Here is a 16,009-nt window from a genome sequence, read left to right on the forward strand (position 1 = left end):
CTAGAGAAGGTTGATAGCGTTCAGTATAAAAAAGTAATTCTGAACAGAAAGTGAACCTGATTAATAATGAGAATTTGATACCGAAAAACTTAACGCTTAAATGGCGCAGGCTTTAATACATAAGATTAATTGCCGAGTGTTAAGAACGTAAGACTTACTTTTATTCTTAACCTTAACGCTGCTGTAGTTCGTCTTCGAATATCTTGTCTCTCATTTTCCAAAAGCGTCCGACTTTACGGGCAATCACGAATTGAGGTGGGCGGAATCTATGTTGGTGAGCAACCACACTCGTCGGTGAGGCTTCTTCGAAAGGGCGATGTCTGTCTGCAAGGTGAGGGCGAACAAACTGGTCTTTGAAGTTCTGCTTCTGCTTTTTGCTGGTTAATGACCAAAACTCATGCACTTGCGCTTGGTTTTCTCCGCGATAGGTGACCTTAAGTTGTGATTTACCTTTCTCGTCTTTAAGCACGTTGAGGTCCATTTCCAAGCATTCAAATACCAAGGCATCTTTTAGGTTCAGTGCTTCTTTTAGCTTTTTGTCTGGGTCGACTAAGGTTGCATCGCACTCATGACAAATGCGCGCAGCAATGTCATTATCAGCACCACATTCACCGCAATATTTCGCTCGGAAGCGATAATTACAGTGCTCGCGCTCGCCCGTGTCTTCATCGGTAAAGTAGCCTTGGCATTTGCGCCCAAAGTGCTCAAGCAAGAAGCCATTGCTGTCTAGCTTGCCCCAAAAGTTATTATTGAAGCCGCACGCAGGGCAAGGGATGGTGATGATTTCACTGTCTGAATCGGGTTTAGGGTCGCCAACCTCAGGTTGGTAGAGGTCGTAACTGTTGCCCGCATAGTCGAGCACCAAACACTCTTTTTTACCCGGAGATAGGCGTAAGCCACGGCCAACGATTTGTTGATACAAACTGATGGATTCTGTCGGGCGCAAAATCGCGATTAAATCGACGTGTGGCGCATCAAAACCTGTGGTTAATACCGATACGTTAACCAAGAACTTGATTTTACGTTCTTTGAAGTCGCTGATAATTTGGTCACGTTCGAGAGTTGGTGTATAACCAATCACAATTGAAGCTTCACCTTCTGGCAATAAGCCGAGGATCTCTTGCGCGTGTCGAACGGTCGCAGCGAATACCATGATGCCTAGTTTATCTTGGGCTAGGTGAATAATCTGATCGACAATCTGTGGGGTCGCTCGTTTCGATTGCTCGATCACCATGTCGAGTTCTGCTTCTTTGTAGCGACCAGTGCTCGCGGGCTTTAACTGCGAAAAGTCATAGCTCAACACGGGTGCATCAATCATGCGTGCAGGAGTTAAGAAACCTTCATCGAGCAGGTAACGAATCGGCAGCTCAAAGATACAGTCGCGGAAGAAACGTGGCTCATCTGAACGCACTTGACCGCGAGTGTGGTATTGATAAATCCAACCCATCCCAAGACGATATGGGGTCGCTGTTAATCCAAGCACCTTGATGCCCGAATTATTCTCGCGTAAGTGAGTGATGACTTTCTGATAACTACTGGTCTTTTCATCGGGAACACGGTGGCATTCGTCGATAACCAACAGCGAAAATTGGTTAGAGAATGAATCGAGATTTCGCACCACAGATTGCACCGAAGCAAACACGACTTGTTGGTCGGTCTCTTTGCGTCCTAAACCCGCAGAGAAAATCGAGCCTTTCAGCCCGTAACCTTCATACTTTTCATGGTTCTGTTCAACCAACTCTTTTACGTGAGCAAGCACCAACACTCGACCTTTCGCAAGCCTTGCTAACTCTGCAATCACAAGGCTTTTTCCTGCACCTGTCGGAAGCACGAGCACTGCCGGAGTTTGGTGTTTTCTGAAGTAATGAATCACTGATTTTACAGAATCAGCTTGGTACGGGCGGAGTGTATACATATCGCGTCTTGTAAGAAGGAAAACAAATAGTGTGAAATAGCTCAACTAATTGAGCAAAGGTGACTATAATACCCGACTTAGATTAGTTGAGGTATTCATGCGTTTAGATAAATTTCTGTGCGATGCATTAGGCGTCACTCGAAGAGAAGCAACACACTTATTAAAATCCAAGGCAGTGACAGTAAATGATGTCATTCAAAAAAGCGGTTCACTCAAGGTAACTGAAGAGTGCGTTGTCGAATGGCAAGGCAATGAACTGAATGTTCACGGCCCACGTTACATCATGCTTTATAAGCCAGAAGGCTTTGTTTGTTCGCATGAAGATGGCGCAAATCGTATCGCGTTTGAATTACTTGATGAAATCAAAATGGACAAGCTGCACTTTGCTGGTCGTCTAGATATTGATACAACAGGTCTTGTGTTGATTACAGACGATGGTAAGTGGTCTCACCGTATCACTTCGCCAAAGCACAAGTGCGAGAAGACGTACCGTGTGTGGTTGGTTGAACCTGTTGAAGACGATTACGTTGAAAAATTCAAAGAGGGCATCCAGCTTAAGAGCGAAGATGGCCTAACACTTCCTGCACACCTAGAAGTTCGTGCAGAGCGTGAAGTGCTGCTAACGATTCACGAAGGCAAATACCACCAAGTTAAACGTATGTTTGCTGCTCTTGGTAACAAGGTAGAAGCACTACACCGTGAACGTATTGGCGAAATTGAGATGGACGAATCTTTAGAGTTAGGTGAATACCGTTACCTAACGCAAGAAGAAGTCGATTCAATCTGGAAGTAGTCCTTAGCTAGAAGTTGCTCTTAACAAGAAATTGTTCTTAACAAGAGACCACTTTTGCTGGAAATAGCCCTTTCGTTGTAAAGCCGACCATGGATAGCGTCGGCTGATGATGTTGACTGGTACTAGGAAAGTCTCAGCCAATCTTTGACTCGCGTACTCACGCTAGTCCCTAGCTCTATCAGTTGAACATTCGGAGAACCATGCAAACATCGACCTCACAGAGCCAAAGCTCCCAACTAGAAACACCTCAATTAGGCTTAGTGCTGTTTTTGATTCTAGGTGCGATTGGTGCACTTACTCCGCTAGCCATTGATATGTATCTGCCAGCGATGCCGACCATTGCTAAAGATCTTGGTGTGACGGCGGGTGAGGTACAAATCACGCTAACAGCCTATACCGCAGGTTTCGCGCTGGGGCAGTTGCTGCATGGCCCGTTGGCGGATAGCTATGGTCGCAAGCCTGTACTGCTTATTGGTGTGTTCTTGTTTGCTATCGCTTCTATGGTGAGTGCGACAACTCATGGCATTGAAGCGCTGACTTACATCCGTACCGCTCAAGGTTTTGCTGGTGCTGCGGCGGCCGTTATCATCCAAGCGGTGGTAAGAGATATGTTCGATCGTGAAGATTTCGCAAGAACCATGTCTTTCGTTACTTTGGTGATGACAGTTGCGCCATTGGTTGCTCCGATGATTGGCGGTTACTTAGCGTTGTGGTTCGGTTGGCGTTCAATTTTCTGGGTTCTGGCTATTTTTGCGGTGATCGTGATTCTGGCGGTATCGATGAAGATCCCAGAAACGCTTCCTGCAGAAAACCGACAACCATTGCGCTTTAAAACCACGATTCGTAATTACGCCCGTTTATGTAAAAACCCGACCGCTATGGGCTTGATTTTCTCGGGTGCATTCTCGTTCTCTGGGATGTTTGCATTCTTAACTGCAGGCTCTTTTGTCTACATTGATGTCTATGGCGTACGTCCTGACCTGTTTGGTTACCTATTTGGTCTGAACATTGTTGCGATGATTCTGATGACGACAATCAATGGTCGAATCGTTAAGAAGGTCGGTTCTCATACAATGTTGAGGGCAGCGTTGGTCATCCAATTACTGGCTGGCGTAGGTTTACTTGTCGGTTGGGCGCTGGATCTCGGGCTTTGGGGAATCGTGCCGTTTGTGATGCTATTTATTGGCACCATCTCTACTATCGGCAGTAACTCTATGGGTCTATTGCTCAGTGGTTATCCAAACATGGCAGGCACGGCTTCATCGCTTGCGGGAACATTAAGATTTGGTACTGGTTCTGTCGTTGGGGCTATCGTTGCGATGCTGCCAAGTGACAGTGCTGGGTCTATGGCTATGGTAATGGCTGCATGTGCAGTAATGTCAGCATTACTATATTGGACATTAGGAAAGAAGGCATAATGTCAAAATACTATATTGAAATTCAGAAGTTAGTGAATGATGCGCTAGGCGAGCTATATGCTCTACATAAGTCTGGCAAGGCCATTGACGCACCTATCGCGAACAACCTTTATTTGGTTCGTTGGGTAACAAAGGCAATTAAATCCCAAGCTTATGATCGCGTGATTGTGCCTGACTTGGTTCGCTGGCAGAAACAGGGTCGCTCAAAAGGCAATAACTCTGATTTAACTTTTACCTTTAAACGTATTTCTGCGTTTTACGGGCGTTTTTTCCCTGAAGGCGAAGATCCTAAAGTGCTTAAAGACAGTGATGTTGAAGCATTCATGGACAAAATGTACGAGATGGGTTGGAGCGTATCGAGTGAAGATGAGCTAACGACTGGCGGCAAGATTCAATTCTTCACCGATGGTGAGCACTCTTTTGCTTTGTGTGGCAAACAGTGTGACGACTCTTTCGACGGTGAGTTGATGGTTAAGCCAATGAACTGGTTTGTTCGTGGTAACCACGCTGAGTTCATTCAAGCAGCGATGGAAGCGGGTTTCATGCTTCACAAAGTAACGGACTATAAGTCTGCGGTGAAGTATCACGGTGAATACATCGTTTACCCTGTTAACCAAGGCAACCAACTTGCAGAGATCCCAATTAGCGTTATTGGCTAGTAACGGATTCGGGATACGAGATGAGAGATATGAAGAGCGGAATTATCCGCTCTTTTTTTGCCTCTCATAGCGCGTGTCGCTAATTTGCTTTTAGTCTTTTCGCATCTCGACACTCGAATCCCGCATCTGCTTTTAATCTTTTCGCATCCCGTTACCCGAATCTCGCATCTGCTTTTAATCTTTTCTCATCTCGACACTCGAATCTCGCATCTGCTTTTAATCTTTTCGCATCTCGTCACTCGAATCCCGCATCTGCTTTTAATCCTGTTCTTTAGCTTGCTTCTCAATTGCCTTCACCATGCCTTTAAAAATAAACAGGTGGGCTGGCATCATAGCAAACCAATACAGTAACCCTAGAAACCCCTTTGGATGCCACCAAGCCGAGATATTCAGCTCGCGAGAGTCACCGTGGTCAGAGACAGTAATCTCGAGTCGCCCTAAACCGGGGCCTTTCATACCGAAAAGCAGAGATAAAAACTGATTCTCTTCACAGCGAATGACCTTCCATGAATCGATTTTGTCACCGACTTTTAGGTTGGGCCCTTCTGGCATTTGTCGAACCGGTACACCGCCACCGAAAAGAACATCCAACCATTCGCGTGTGCGCCATAAAGTGTTAGCAAAGAAGTAACCTTGCTTCGGGCTTCCGATTTGCTGAGCAACATGCCAAAGCGATTCCAATGAAGCGCTTGAGGTGATACTTGCGCCTGTTTTCTTCGGGTAATAGCCATACCCAGCTTGCCAGCGTTTGAATGCGGTTTTATCAAAGCCCCATACATTGCTTTTGACAAAGTTTCCTTCAGCGTGAATGGCTTGTTCAACCATATTTTCGAACGAGATAAGCTTCTGAGGGTACTTTTCTCTAATGATGGTCGAACTGGCGATGAAGTCGTGCTTTAAGCCTGCAAGTAGTGCTCTACCTATGTTAGACGGTACAGAAGTCACCACACCTAACCAATATGAAGCAATCTTTGGTGTCAGTAGCGATGTCGCCCATAGTTTGAGTGGACGATCGGCGGTTTTAGCAATATGAGCAAATTGGTTTCGGTAAGAGACAATATCCGGCCCGCCAACCTCAAAGGTTTGGCTTTCGCTAGGCGTGTCTTGTGCGAGTTTTAGTAAATAGTGGTTCAGGTTCTGCAAAGCAATCGGGTTGGCTTTAGAGTCAACCCATTTTGGCGCAATCATAATCGGCAAGTTGTACACGAAATCTCGCATGATCTCGAATGCCGCAGATCCTGGGCCAATGATCACGCCAGCTTGAAGTTCGGTAACGGGTACAGGCCCTTTACGAAGCAATTCGCCGGTTTTCTTTCTCGCTTGAAGGTGCTCTGAATCACCAGTCTGAGGCTGTAAAGAACTCAGGTAGATGACGTGTTGATTCTTTGGCCCAAGAGCAGAAACAAAGTTACGGGCTAAGTTCAGCTCATAATCGATAAAGTCGTGGCCTTCCGCCATGCCATGGACGAGAAAGAAGATAAGATCAAAGTCGGGGACTAAGGCTTGTGTCGCAGCTTGCTCGGCCAGATCAAGATACTCAAGCGATAAGCTTTCGTGAGGCTCGGTCCGTGCCTTTAAATAGTCGATATGCCTTGCTGCTGCCGTGACTTGATAGCCTTGCTCAAGCAGGAGAGGGAGGAGTTGCGAACCAACATATCCAGAAGCGCCTAAAACCAGTACTTTCTTCATTGTTACTCCATTTATATCTGTGGTTAAAAACCGAACATTGATATAATAGCGCGATATTTATCTTTATTCATCAATACGTTCCGTTTAGGTATCTCTCAATGTTGCTCTCTTCAATTATTCATCACACACGAGGTGATTTTGTTCGCAGGCTTATTGCGATTGCACTGCCCATCACCTTGCAGAGCATTATGTTTTCAAGCCGAGGCTTGGTGGATGTATTGATGTTGGGCCAACTTGGCGAAGCAGACATCGCAGCTGTGGGGGTGGCGAGCCGAGCGATGTTCGTGACGACCATTATGCTGGTGGGTGTTACCACGGGCGGTGCTCTTCTTACTGCTCAATATTGGGGCGCGGGTAACAGACAAGGTGTGAGAGAAAGCACTGCGCTGACGTGGCTGGTGTCGACACTGTTTGCTTTACTGACTATCGCGTTTTTCGTTTCATTTCCTGCACAAATCATGGGCGTGACGACCGACTCTCAAGAGGTCATCAACTTAGGCGTTGAATACATCGTAATTACGTCATTTAGCATGCTAGCGGTATCGTGTGTCAGCAGTATGGCTGTGGGTTTGAGAGCGATGCACAAACCCGGGCTAAGTACATTTTTCAGCGGTATCGGCATCCTGTCTAACGTGTTCTTAAACTGGGTGCTGATCTTCGGTAACTTAGGCTTTCCTGCGCTTGGAATCAAAGGTGCGGCGATTGCGACGGTACTGAGTGGCGCGATTGAAGTCGCGACTTTGTTTGGTTATCTCTATTTCTCTAAGCATTTATTAGCATTTAAGTTTTGCGATATTAAAGCGGCAGCTTCGATTGATAAGGTGGTTCGCTTCTTGAAGCTGTCTCTGCCGACCACGTTTAACTTCTTAGCATGGGCGGGTGGTTTGTTTGCTTACCACGCGATCATGGGGCAATCGGGCGTTCAAGGTCTGGCTGCGCTATCGGTCATGACGCCGGTTGAATCTATCTCATTGAGTTTATTGATTGGCCTTTCGAATGCGGCAGCTGTTTTGGTGGGTAATCAACTTGGTGCGAAAAACAATGAAGCGGTTTACTATCAAGCGCTTGGCTTAACAATTTTGTGTTTCTTAACTAGTATTGTTGTAGCCGTTTTTCTCTATTTCGTTCAAACGCCAATACTTAATGCCTTTAGCGCACTGACGGAAGAAACCAGAGCCCTCTCAGAGAAGTTCATTCTGATCCTCTGTGTGGGTATTGTCATTCGCTCGGTGCCATTGACTGTGATCGTTGGGGTGTTGAGAGCGGGTGGTGATGTGAAGTTCTGCCTCTATCAAGATTTGATTGCTCAGTGGGTGATCGGTATCCCATTGGCAGCCATCGCGGCTATCTATTTTAAGTTTCCACCTGAGTGGGTATATCTGCTTTTCCTAACGGAAGAAGTCCTCAAGTGGGGCGGGTCGCTCTATCGCATGAAAACAAGAAAATGGATTAAAAACTTGATAGGAAGTTGAAGTAGGGCGCACCAATCGCATCACTTTATCGTTGGCGTGTGATCTATCTTTCAAAATACTTCCTCCTAACAGGGAATTAGTGTAGATTCTCCTTCCAAATTCTAACTAATGCGAGCTGTTTAATGTTAAAGCTGTCAGACCTATGTAAAGGCTATGTCGATGGGGGGGAGTTTCACCCTGTTTTGCAAGGTGCTGAATTAACATTAAACCAAGGTGACCAGCTGGCATTAATGGGAGAAAGCGGTTCAGGTAAAAGTACTTTACTGAATCTTATCGCGGGCTTAGACCTAGCGGACTCAGGTGAAATCGCTTTTCCTCACTTCAATATGCACGACTCAACCGAGCGTGACCGCACCGCTTATCGCAGAAACAACATTGGCCATATTTTTCAGCAATTCAACTTACTGCCAACGTTAAATATTGCCGATAACATCCGTTTTTGCCGCCAGTTAAAAGGCTTACCTGAAGACAAAGGTCTCTGGAGACAGATTCTCTCTGCTTTAGATCTTATGCCTTTACTTGGCCGTTACCCTGAAGAAGCGTCTGGTGGCCAACAACAACGTGCGGCCATTGCGCGTGCGCTGTATATGGAACCAAAAATATTGCTGGCCGATGAGCCGACCGGTAGTTTAGATGAGCGTAATGCAGAAGCGGTAATGCGTTTGCTGACCTCTTTGGCTCGTCAATTAGAATGTACGTTGCTGTTGGTAACACACAGTGAAAAAGTAGCTCTGCATATGGATGGTAGGATCCGTCTGCAAGGAGGGCAACTGCATGTTATGGCCCGTAGTTAAGGCACTACTCGGTCACTATCGACGTTACCCACTGCAGATTATTTTGGTATGGCTTGGTTTAACCCTCGGCGTATCACTTTTGGTTGGTGTTACTGCTATCAACCAACACGCCAAGCAAAGCTATGCGCATGGCGAAAAACTCTTTTCGAATCCTCTTCCTTACCGTATTCGACCAAAACACAACGCCAATAAAATCCCGCAAGGCTTTTATATCCAACTTCGCCGTGAAGGTTTTCAACAGTGTTCTCCTCTTGATCACCATCGTATCACTGATGAAAATGGCGCAAACTTCATGGTTGTCGGTATAGATCCTGTTTCTATGCTTCAGCTACAACCTGGTATAGCGTTAAAAGATCTTACCGCTTTGAACCTCATGAAGCCACCATATCCAATCCTTGTCAGTGATGATCTTGCTGAACACATGGAATGGCACAACGGTGATTACATCCCTTTGATGGATGGTTCTGAACTTGGTCCTGTGGTTGTTGATCAAAATAATATGATTAATGGTACAAGGTTGATTGCGGATATCTCCTTGCTCCGAATGCTTAAACGCAGTGCTGGGCTTTCAGTGATTGCTTGTTCAGACATGCCCACTGAGAAGTTTGAACGTCTTAAAAATATGTTACCTAATGGTTTGACGATCTCTCGTAGCTCTAAGGCAGAGCTTGAGTCGCTGACCAGTGCGTTCCACTTAAACCTAAAAGCGATGGGTATGCTGTCGTTTGTGGTTGGTTTATTTATTTTCTATCAAGCGATGTCGTTGTCATTTATTCAGCGCCAACCGTTAGTCGGAATCTTAAGACAAACAGGTGTATCGGGCTGGCAATTGGCTAAAGCGCTTTGCTTAGAATTGTTGATATTGGTCGTACTGAGCTGGATCTGCGGTAATGTATTCGGTGTCATGTTAGCCAACCAATTGTTACCAGCGGTATCTTCAAGCTTAGGCGACTTATACGACGCCAACGTTGGCTTAACGATCGACTGGAATTGGCGATGGAGCGGCTACAGCTTATTGATGGCGTTACTTGGTGCGTTTTTAGCGTGCGCTTGGCCATTGGTGCGTTTGCTTAGATCACAACCGATTCGTTTGACCTCTCGCTTATCTTTGATGCGCTTTGCGGGTACAGAGTTTACTTGGCAAGCATTGATTGGCTGTGGCTTCTTGGTTGCCGCTGTCGCCGTGTATCAAGCCCCTCAGACTCAAGAGACGGGTTTTGCGATTATCGCGCTAATGCTGATCAGTGTGGCGCTATTTACCCCGTTTTTGATGTGGAAGTTATTTAACAGCCTCTCTTATTCGTTGCGCTGGGTTCGTGCTCGCTGGTTCTTTGCTGATGCAGCCTCCAGTATGAGTTACCGTGGCGTGGCGACGATGGCCTTTATGTTGGCCTTAACAGCCAATATTGGTGTAGAAACCATGGTCGGTAGCTTTAGAGATACCACTGATAAATGGCTAACACAGCGTTTGGCAGCCGATCTTTATATCTACCCAACCAACAATGCCGCTGCTCGTATGAGTAATTGGTTATCTGACCAACCTGAAGTGGATTCGGTTTGGTGGCGTTGGGAGAAAGATGTTGCGTCTCCAGTCGGTAGTATTCAGGTGGTCAGTACAGGCCCTTCTGAAGGCGAACTAGAAGCGCTGACGATCAAATTAGGTATTCCGAATTACTGGTATCACTTACATCACTCTAAAGGTGTGTTGATCAGTGAATCGATGTCTCTCAAGCTGGGGATTCGCCCTGGCGACTACATCGACCTCTATGACAGTCTCGGCTCTGGTTGGCAGGTTGTCGGTGTCTATTACGATTACGGTAACCCTTACCATCAAGTCATGATGTCGCATCGAAATTGGCTGTATGGGTTTGCAGGGCGGGGAAATGTCGGCCTTGGCGTAATACTCAAAGACGATGTGAATTCACTAGGGCTTCGCAACCGATTAGAAAGTGTATTCAGGCTTGGTTCTGAGCGTGTTTTCGATAATAACAATATTCACAGTCAAGCGATGCGGGTGTTTGATAGAACGTTCGCGATTGCAGATACACTAGGCAATATCACCTTGGTTATCGCCGTCTTCGGTATCTTCTTCGCGACGGTTGCGGGTGAAGTATCTCGCCAAAGGCATATTTCCTTGCAGCGCTGTTTGGGTGTCTCGGCGAAAGAACTGATCCTGACAGGTAGTTTGCAGCTGTTTGTGTTCGGGCTTATTTCCTCCTTAATTGCGATTCCGCTCGGATTAGCGCTAGCGAGCCTAATTGTAGATATCGTGATCAAGCAGTCTTTTGGGTGGTCACTCGAGTTACAAGTGATTCCTTGGGACTATTTGCAGACATTTGCATGGGCCATGGCAGCATTGATGCTAGCTGGTGCTTTACCAGTGATGAGAATGATTCGGAACACTCCGATGAAGTCACTGAGGGATGCGCTTTAGTATGTTTTTACGGAATACCTCAACTAAGTTAAGACAACGAATCCTGTCTTCTCTGCTATTAATCAGTTTCTTCGGCATCTTTTTAAGTGTTTGGGGTTATTACTCCTATTTCATCGATCCTGGTGAAAAGGGCGTGAATGAAGTTAACTCAATATTGGTTAATGAACACTTCAATGTGTTCGAACCTGTTTTGCCAGACCGCAATGTGTCGCTACCACAAGATTTTAAGTTCCACCCAGAGTTTCAGCACGAGTGGTGGCATTACTTTGCGTCTTTGAAAGGTGATGATGGTAAAGACTATTCGGTCCAGTGGAGCTTTTTCCGTATCGCAACGGACGAACGTGAAACACCAGGGTGGCAAAGCCCTCAAGTCTATATCTCAAATGTAGTGGTCTCTTCTAAGTCCAAAGTATGGAAAGAACAGCGCATGGCTCGTGGCGGCATTGGCCAAGCGGGAATGACTAATCGTCCATTCAGGCTTTGGATTGATAACTGGAACTGGCGTGCACTCGGCAACACCCCATTCCCAGGACGCCTTCAAGTGCAAACAGACACGTTTGGACTTGAACTCGACACCATTGCAAAAGGGCCCTATGTGCTCAACGGCGATAACGGTTATCAGAAAAAGCACGACTTATTACCTGTCGCGTCTTATAACTTCAGCGCTCCATTTTTATCGTTGAGCGGTGTGTTGAACCTAGACGGCGTTACCAAGGAAGTGGAAGGAACTGCGTGGGTACATAAAGAGTGGGGCAGTGGCTTACTTGGAGTGGGCCAACAAGGTTGGGATTGGTTTGTATTTAACCTCGATGACGGCACAGCGCTGAGCATTAACCGCTATCGTCATAACCAACAGTTGCCTTACATATTCGGGACATTAGCAACGCGCTCAGGCAAAGTTTACCAATTAACGGAATCCGACATTTCCATTCAACCATTGCAAAATACAACGTTGATGAATGGAAGACGGATGCCTTTGCAGTGGATCATTAACGTCCCTAAGCATGATATCAACCTCACAACGCGTATTATACGCAGGGATATGTGGCTTCCATTTGTCATACCATATTGGGAAGGGCCGATTAAGGCGAGCGGGAGCCATGAAGCGACAGGCTTTATGCAGTTAACTGGCTACTAAAAAACACCTAAGGCTATAATTTGATAGCCTTTTTTTATGCCTGCGCCTTTTAGCGTCCCCCAATGAATTGTGCATACAGGTTCGATGATCTCATCTATACTTAATTCATGGTGCATAACAACATTATGGAATATACGACGTATTGTTTAGTATTTGTAGGAAAAACCGAAGTTAAACATCCGAAGAAGTGATTATCTATCGATTACGCTTGGATATAAACTCATGGTTATTCTTTGTTATTCGTTTATTTAAATAATAAATATAAGGGCGAAATCATGACCGACGTCATCCGTGACTTCTTTAAAATGGAATCTGCTGGCGGTATCATACTAGTCATCGCTGCGGCGATCGCAATGTTTGTAGCAAACTCACCACTGAACGAAATGTACCAAGGCGTATTGCATAGTTACGTTCTTGGTATGTCTGTGTCTCACTGGATTAACGATGGCTTAATGGCTGTCTTCTTCCTTCTAATCGGCTTAGAAGTTAAGCGCGAACTTTTAGAAGGCGCATTAAAGTCTAAAGAGACAGCAATCTTCCCAGCTATCGCAGCCGTTGGCGGTATGCTAGCTCCGGCACTTATTTACGTGCTATTTAACTCAAGTAACCCAGAAGCGCTTCAAGGTTGGGCTATCCCAGCGGCAACTGATATTGCATTCGCATTAGGTATCATGGCGCTTCTTGGTAACCGTGTACCGGTTAGCTTGAAGGTGTTCCTATTGGCTTTAGCAATTATCGATGACCTTGGCGTTGTTGTTATCATTGCACTGTTCTACTCAGGCGACCTATCAACGCTTGCGTTAACGGTTGGTTTCATCGCAACTGGTGTGCTGTTCATGCTAAACAACAAGCATGTAACTAAGCTGAGTGTGTATCTCATTGTTGGTGCAATTCTGTGGTTTGCAGTATTGAAGTCTGGTGTTCATGCAACGCTGGCTGGTGTAGTGATTGGTTTTGCTATCCCACTGAAAGGCAATAAAGGTGAACATTCTCCGCTGAAGCATCTAGAACATGCTCTGCACCCATACGTCGCTTTTGCAATCTTGCCAGTCTTTGCTTTTGCAAACGCAGGTATTTCATTGGAAGGTATCTCAATCTCAAGCCTAACAGGTATGCTACCGCTTGGTATCGCTATGGGTCTATTGATTGGTAAGCCTCTTGGTATCTTTGCATTCAGCTGGGGTGCGGTGAAATTGGGTGTTGCTAAGCTCCCTGAAGGTGTGAACTTTATGAACATCTTCGCAGTATCTGTCCTGTGTGGTATTGGTTTTACAATGTCTATCTTTATTTCATCACTAGCATTTGGCCCAACGAATGTAGAGTTTGACACACTAGCTCGACTAGGCATCCTGATGGGATCTACAACAGCTGCAATTCTAGGTTACTTCCTGCTAAGCGTTTCTTTACCGAAAACAGCAAAGCAACAAGAAGTAAAACTATAATCAGCGGTAGGCTCGTTTAACGGCGAGCCTATTCACTGATTAACAAGCTAACTTCTGAGTAGCAAGACGAGTCACAGAATCATCCTCCCCGATTCATGTGACAGCAAAGAACAAAAAAGCCGTGATAGGGTTTCCTATCTCGGCTTTATTGATCCTAACTGCTAGTATTTTTAGTTTGGTTAGTTATTGATGATCTAAAACTCCTAGATTCAACTCATTATTTTGATCGGCATGAATTGCGGATCGTTTTGGATGACCAGAGTGACAGTGTCATGTTATTTTTCTAGCGTGGTAAATATGGTCCACTCCTCGACGATCTGCTCATTCAGCCCGACAACCGTTGCTGTTACTCGACGGTTCAGTGCATGAGAAGTAGCATCGTTGCCATCGCTCTCTAAGCGGTTTTCACCGTAACCGACAACTCTTACTCGGCTCGGGTCTATACCATTCGACAATAATTCATCTTCAACGTGGTGAGCGCGCTTCTTTGATAACTCTAAGTTGTATTCACTCGCGCCGACTTTACTGGCGTAACCTTGAATTTCTATCGATGCACTTTGGTAGGTTTCTAAGAACTCAGCCATGGTAGTGATTTGATCTGAGAAGATAGGGTTAACTTCATAAGAGTCATTGGCGAAAAGGATGTTCAGCTGTCTGATTTCTTCTGAGCGTATAGTCTCGCCACAACCTTCATTATCAACTAATGACGCTCTAGGTGTACTTGGGCAGGTATCTCGTGCATTGACCACCCCATCATTATCATCGTCTTGCAGGTCTGAAATTTGCTCCGCTTCTGGCGTTTCTATATAGGGCTCTTCATTTTGGCTAGAGCATGCACATAGCGTTATCGTTAATGCGGAAAGCAATAAGTAAGGTATTTTCATCATTAATACTCCACGGCCGTTGTCCACTCGTCTGGAATGTCGACCAGTAGAGCGTTCAATAGAGAGCCTGTCGCGTTCATTACACGGTATTTAGCGTACTGTTCAGAGTAATGCGCATCTAAGTAATCTTTACGGGCTTCAAACAATTCGTTTTCAGTGTTAAGCAGGTCAAGGAGTGTACGTTTGCCGATTCGATATTGTTTCTCATAAGCGATAACGGTTTCTGACGCCGAATCCACGTGATCAGACAAGAAGTTCTTTTGTTGCAACGTCAGATCCAATGCACTCCAAGATAGGCGAAGGCCTTCTTCCACTTGTCGATAAGCACGATCTCTTAGATCCTTCGCTTTATTAAGTTGGTAAGCTGCAGCTTCTGAATTAGCACTATCGGTACCACCGTTGTAGAGGTTGTATCGCATTCTTAACATTGCCAACGTCTCTTGGCTCGAACCTTCATCGCCTCCAGCATCATCTCGCCATGATTGAGATGCCTCGATAGAGAACGTCGGGTAGTTAACCCCTTTTGATTGTTTGTACTGGAAGTGCGCTGAATCGACATCTGCAGTCGCGACTTTGATGACTGGGTGTTGGTCCAGAGCATCAACAAGCGCGTCTGATAATGACAGAGGAATCATAGAAATATCGGCTCTTGGGTAGACTAAGCCAAGCGGTTCTTGACCCACTATTCTTCTAAATTGGGTGTGGGTATCAATTAGGTTGTTCTGTGCGGCTAATAAGTTGCCGTGAGCTTTTGCAATCCTTGCTTCTACCTGAGATACATCTGCGGTTGAGCCTATGCCTGAGACTGCACGCTTTTTGATGTCTTTATAGATTTTCTTGTGGATAGCGAGGTTACTTTCCGAAAGGGCTAAAACTTCAGTTGCTTTGACTGCGTCTAAGTAGATCTGTGTGACCTCTAGCGCTTTGTCTTCGGCATCCGCGAGCAATTGCAAACGAACCGATTCTGCTTCTGCGGCAGTACGATCAATATCATTGAGAGTCGACGAACCATCCCACAACAACTGAGTGAGGGATATGGTGGCTTCCTTTCGTGTGAGATCGGTATCAGGACCGTTGTTTGGCGCAGGGTTTATGCCTTCATAGCCAATACCAGCATCAAGATCGATACTCGGCCTATAAGCACCACCTGCGGCATCGTTTCGTTTTTGTACACTCACAAACTCATTAAAAATACTTTTTATCTCAGGATTGGTAGCCAAGGTAATGGCAACAGCCTGTTCTAAAGTCTGAGCAGAGAGTGGGGTTGCAATAGCTAAGCAACAGATGATGGGTAATTTAAACAGTCTCAAAGTAGGTCTCCTTCTACTTTTAAAAGCTCCCGCCTCCTCCCAACTAGCGTTTAACTACTTA

The 16,009-nt window shown here is 45.7% G+C and carries 12 protein-coding genes; 8 read left to right on the top strand and 4 right to left on the bottom strand.

Going from position 1 to position 16,009, the window contains the following annotated elements:
- Positions 1–172: 172 nt before the first annotated feature.
- Positions 173–1,915: a DEAD/DEAH box helicase gene (locus AB6D93_RS01740; protein ID WP_102333191.1), complete on the bottom strand. Its 1,743-nt coding sequence runs from the start codon at positions 1,913–1,915 to the stop codon at positions 173–175.
- Positions 1,916–2,012: 97 nt separating this feature from the next.
- Here AB6D93_RS01740 and rsuA point away from each other — a divergent pair, with 97 nt between their 5' ends.
- The 3 genes from rsuA to AB6D93_RS01755 all read left to right on the top strand — a co-directional run bounded on the left by rsuA (position 2,013) and on the right by AB6D93_RS01755 (position 4,785).
- The gene (gene rsuA, locus AB6D93_RS01745) at positions 2,013–2,708 is read left to right on the top strand and encodes a 16S rRNA pseudouridine(516) synthase RsuA (protein ID WP_017060380.1); all 696 of its coding nucleotides are present in this window, start codon (positions 2,013–2,015) and stop codon (positions 2,706–2,708) included.
- A gap of 200 nt (positions 2,709–2,908) precedes the next feature.
- Positions 2,909–4,126, top strand: coding sequence for a Bcr/CflA family multidrug efflux MFS transporter (locus AB6D93_RS01750; protein ID WP_102333192.1), 1,218 nt, complete (start codon positions 2,909–2,911; stop codon positions 4,124–4,126).
- Positions 4,126–4,785 carry a DUF2913 family protein gene (locus AB6D93_RS01755; RefSeq protein WP_102333193.1) on the top strand — a complete coding sequence of 220 codons (660 nt, stop codon included), beginning with the start codon at positions 4,126–4,128 and terminating at the stop codon, positions 4,783–4,785. Before AB6D93_RS01750 ends, AB6D93_RS01755 begins: the two co-directional genes overlap by 1 nt.
- Positions 4,786–5,043: 258 nt before the next feature.
- On the opposite strand, the gene AB6D93_RS01760 is transcribed toward AB6D93_RS01755, so the two are convergent.
- Entirely contained in the window at positions 5,044–6,474 is a 1,431-nt protein-coding gene (locus tag AB6D93_RS01760; RefSeq protein ID WP_102333194.1) for a DUF2867 domain-containing protein, read from the bottom strand.
- Between the two features lie 98 nt (positions 6,475–6,572).
- On the opposite strand from AB6D93_RS01760, the gene AB6D93_RS01765 reads away from it, so the two are divergent.
- The 5 genes from AB6D93_RS01765 (at position 6,573) to nhaA (ending at position 13,754) form a co-directional block, all read left to right on the top strand.
- A complete protein-coding gene (locus AB6D93_RS01765) occupies positions 6,573–7,946 on the top strand; it encodes an MATE family efflux transporter (RefSeq protein ID WP_017060384.1) in 1,374 nt (457 codons plus the stop codon).
- 122 nt (positions 7,947–8,068) lie between these two features.
- Entirely contained in the window at positions 8,069–8,740 is a 672-nt protein-coding gene (locus AB6D93_RS01770; protein ID WP_017060385.1) for an ABC transporter ATP-binding protein, read from the top strand.
- Positions 8,721–11,174 carry an ABC transporter permease gene (locus AB6D93_RS01775; protein ID WP_102333195.1) on the top strand — a complete coding sequence of 818 codons (2,454 nt, stop codon included), beginning with the start codon at positions 8,721–8,723 and terminating at the stop codon, positions 11,172–11,174. Before AB6D93_RS01770 ends, AB6D93_RS01775 begins: the two co-directional genes overlap by 20 nt.
- Complete coding sequence (locus AB6D93_RS01780; protein WP_017068753.1) at positions 11,164–12,312, top strand: lipocalin-like domain-containing protein; 1,149 nt, start codon at positions 11,164–11,166, stop codon at positions 12,310–12,312. Before AB6D93_RS01775 ends, AB6D93_RS01780 begins: the two co-directional genes overlap by 11 nt.
- A gap of 275 nt (positions 12,313–12,587) precedes the next feature.
- Positions 12,588–13,754, top strand: coding sequence for a Na+/H+ antiporter NhaA (gene nhaA, locus AB6D93_RS01785; RefSeq protein ID WP_010441484.1), 1,167 nt, complete (start codon positions 12,588–12,590; stop codon positions 13,752–13,754).
- Between the two features lie 275 nt (positions 13,755–14,029).
- Here the strand turns inward: nhaA and AB6D93_RS01790 are convergent, their stop codons facing one another.
- Positions 14,030–14,641 carry an OmpA family protein gene (locus AB6D93_RS01790; protein ID WP_010441482.1) on the bottom strand — a complete coding sequence of 204 codons (612 nt, stop codon included), beginning with the start codon at positions 14,639–14,641 and terminating at the stop codon, positions 14,030–14,032.
- Positions 14,641–15,948 (bottom strand): TolC family outer membrane protein, encoded by a 1,308-nt coding sequence (locus AB6D93_RS01795; RefSeq protein ID WP_102333196.1) that lies wholly within the window; start codon positions 15,946–15,948, stop codon positions 14,641–14,643. The genes AB6D93_RS01790 and AB6D93_RS01795 overlap by 1 nt, the downstream gene beginning before the upstream one ends.
- Positions 15,949–16,009 lie beyond the last annotated feature (61 nt).

Origin of the sequence: Vibrio sp. 10N.247.310.23 (assembly GCF_041467155.1) — a bacterium.
GTDB classification, from domain to species: Bacteria; Pseudomonadota; Gammaproteobacteria; order Enterobacterales; family Vibrionaceae; genus Vibrio; species Vibrio crassostreae_C.

Bases quoted from the DNA above. Each gene is read 5' to 3' on its own strand.
- AB6D93_RS01740 (WP_102333191.1), bottom strand. From the start codon at position 1,915: ATGTATACACTCCGCCCGTACCAAGCTGATTCTGTAAAATCAGTGATT.
- rsuA (WP_017060380.1), top strand. From the start codon at position 2,013: ATGCGTTTAGATAAATTTCTGTGCGATGCATTAGGCGTCACTCGAAGA.
- AB6D93_RS01750 (WP_102333192.1), top strand. From the start codon at position 2,909: ATGCAAACATCGACCTCACAGAGCCAAAGCTCCCAACTAGAAACACCT.
- AB6D93_RS01755 (WP_102333193.1), top strand. From the start codon at position 4,126: ATGTCAAAATACTATATTGAAATTCAGAAGTTAGTGAATGATGCGCTA.
- AB6D93_RS01760 (WP_102333194.1), bottom strand. From the start codon at position 6,474: ATGAAGAAAGTACTGGTTTTAGGCGCTTCTGGATATGTTGGTTCGCAA.
- AB6D93_RS01765 (WP_017060384.1), top strand. From the start codon at position 6,573: ATGTTGCTCTCTTCAATTATTCATCACACACGAGGTGATTTTGTTCGC.
- AB6D93_RS01770 (WP_017060385.1), top strand. From the start codon at position 8,069: ATGTTAAAGCTGTCAGACCTATGTAAAGGCTATGTCGATGGGGGGGAG.
- AB6D93_RS01775 (WP_102333195.1), top strand. From the start codon at position 8,721: ATGTTATGGCCCGTAGTTAAGGCACTACTCGGTCACTATCGACGTTAC.
- AB6D93_RS01780 (WP_017068753.1), top strand. From the start codon at position 11,164: ATGCGCTTTAGTATGTTTTTACGGAATACCTCAACTAAGTTAAGACAA.
- nhaA (WP_010441484.1), top strand. From the start codon at position 12,588: ATGACCGACGTCATCCGTGACTTCTTTAAAATGGAATCTGCTGGCGGT.
- AB6D93_RS01790 (WP_010441482.1), bottom strand. From the start codon at position 14,641: ATGATGAAAATACCTTACTTATTGCTTTCCGCATTAACGATAACGCTA.